2 protein-coding genes are annotated in these 2283 nt (G+C 70.0%); both read right to left on the bottom strand.

Annotated features, from left to right (window positions below; translation table 11 throughout):
• Nucleotides 1-194, bottom strand: a 194-nt coding sequence (locus tag JMF90_RS40420) for a hypothetical protein (protein ID WP_236598094.1), incomplete at its 3' end; no start/stop codon positions are given.
• 4 nt (nucleotides 195-198) lie between these two features.
• On the bottom strand, nucleotides 199-2283 hold a 2085-nt coding region (locus tag JMF90_RS33995), incomplete at its 5' end, for a family 20 glycosylhydrolase (protein WP_201326065.1).

Consider the following 2283-nt stretch of genomic DNA (forward strand, 5'->3'; position numbering starts at 1 on the left):
CGTGATGCGGTGAGGCCGGCCTGATCGATCCGCGCGGCGGATACGGGCCGGCGGTCAACAGAGGTCAAAGGAAAACGGCTTGCGACGTGTGCGTCGCAAGCCGTTTTTGCTTTGGCGAAGGCCGTGTGCGATAAGTGTGCGATAAGCGATGCGTGGGTCCGCATCGCCTGCCGCTCAACTGCCTGGCCGTTCACCCGTTCACGGATTCGTCAGCGTGAAGGTCGGCTTCCGGTAGCCGACCCCGGCGCGCTCCAGCTTCGGCAATTCGCGTTGCGTGAGCAGCGTCGCGAAGCCGGCCCAGTCGCGCTGCAGCGCGGCGATGTCGACATGATGCGTGTCGCCGCGCTTGAAGCGCACGCCGGCCGCATACGGCAGCTCCCAGTCGGCCCGGTGCCACGCGCGCTCGGCCAGCGCGAGCAGCCGCGGATAGGTCATGTATTCGAGGAAGGTGTCGTTGCGCATCACCTCGCCCCACGCCTGGCCCTGCATGCCTTCGATGCGCGGCGCGGGGCCCGTGCCCGTCACCTCGAACGGGTTGCCGTCGCGGTCGCCCATCACTTCTGCGTTCTGCGGCAGGTTCTCCGGCGCGAGCGAGAACACCTTGTACTCGTCGGTCGCGTGCGAGCCCCAGTAGTAGCCGCGCTCGCGCGGATTGAGCGTGTACGGGAAGTCGAAGTACAGGTAGTCGGGCAGCGCGAGCACCGTCTGGTAGCCCTTGCCGCTCAGGTCGCGCGCGCTGTCCGACGCACCCCAGAAGATCGTGTCCCACAGCGACACCATCACGTGGCGCGTGCTGAAATCCTGCGGCCCGTTCGCATGCTTGATGCCGTCCTGCCACGCGGCCATCGTGCCGATCCCGTTCGCGTTGACCGCCGCACTCACCTGTTTCGCGAAACGCGTCGGCAGCTCGTCGATCGACTTGATCTCGCCGCGCTGGAGCAGCGCCGTGCAAGCCGGCGACCGTGCCCACGGCTTGTCCTGCGCGGCGAGATCGATGCGCCCCTTGTTCGGATCGGTGCCGTTGAGCGCCTGGAAGCCGCCGCCGAGGAAGATGTTCTTCGCTTCGTCGCCGCCGTAGTGCCAGGTCTGCAGCGGCGCCTGCGCGTCCGCGTGCATCGCCGCGATCTCGCGGATCACCTTCGACGCGAAGTTGAGCGCGCCCGGCACGCACGGGTTCAGGTCGCTGCGCCGATCGTAGAACTGCACCGTCGTCAGGTTCGTCGTGTCCGGCGGGTCGAGCAGCCGGTACGCGTTCGCTTCCTGCTCGCGGCCCGCCGCATGCAGCCGCCGGTAGCGCGCCTCCATCGTCACGACGGCCGCGCGCGCATGCGCGGGCATGTCGATCTCGGGGATGATCTGCACGAAGCGCGCGGCCGCATAGCGCACGAGCGCCACGTAGTCGTCGCGCGTCAGGTAGCCGCCGCCCGAGCGATTGTCGGGGCCGGAGCCGAGCTGCGGCAGCAGGCAGCGCGTCTCGCTCGGGTCGTGGCAGCGGCGCGAGCCGATCTCGGTCAGCTCGGGCAGGCCGGGAATCTCGATGCGCCAGCCTTCGTCGTCGGACAGATGCAGGTGCAGGCGGTTGAGCTTGTACGCGCTCATCTGGTCGATCAGGCGGCGCAGCGTCGCCGGCTGCTTGAAGTTGCGCGCGAGGTCGACGTGCATGCCGCGATGCGTGAAGCGCGGTGCATCCTCGACGAGCATCGCCGGGATCGGGCCGCCGCCGGCCGGCGCGAGCGAGTAGAGCGTCTGTACGCCGTAGTAGAGGCCCGCGCGATCGTAGCCTTCGATCAGCACGCCGCGCGGCCCGATCGCGAGCCGATAGCCGCCCGGTGTCGCGATGTCGGCCGGCAGCCGGCGCGGCGCGACGAAGCCGCGCACCGGCACGCGAGCGCCGTCGAGCCCGAGGGTCGTCGCGCGCTCGTGCAGCGCCGCGACCTGCGCGTCCGGCAGATCCTGCAGCGCGAGTTCGACGCCGCGCAGCTCGAGCGTGCCGGGCAGCGGCAGTTCGCGCTTCACGCTGGGCAGCGCGCGGCCCGGATCGGGTCGTGCGGCCACCGGCGGCGCGTTGCCGGTCGAGTTGTTCTGCGCGTCGGCCGGCAGCGATTCGACGTAGCGCAGCTCGTTGTCGGTGTCGTTGTAGCGCAGCACGGCCGGCGGTGCGCCGTCGACGACGACGTACGGACGCGGAATCACGTCGCTGTAGCGCAGCAGCCAGTATTCGGCGACGAACGGCAGCTCGATGCGCTCGCCGGGCGCGAGCCGCACCGAGCCCGGCTGCGGCGT

This window comes from Burkholderia sp. E168m23 (assembly GCF_016586125.1).
Taxonomy (GTDB): Bacteria; Pseudomonadota; Gammaproteobacteria; order Burkholderiales; family Burkholderiaceae; genus Burkholderia; species Burkholderia orbicola.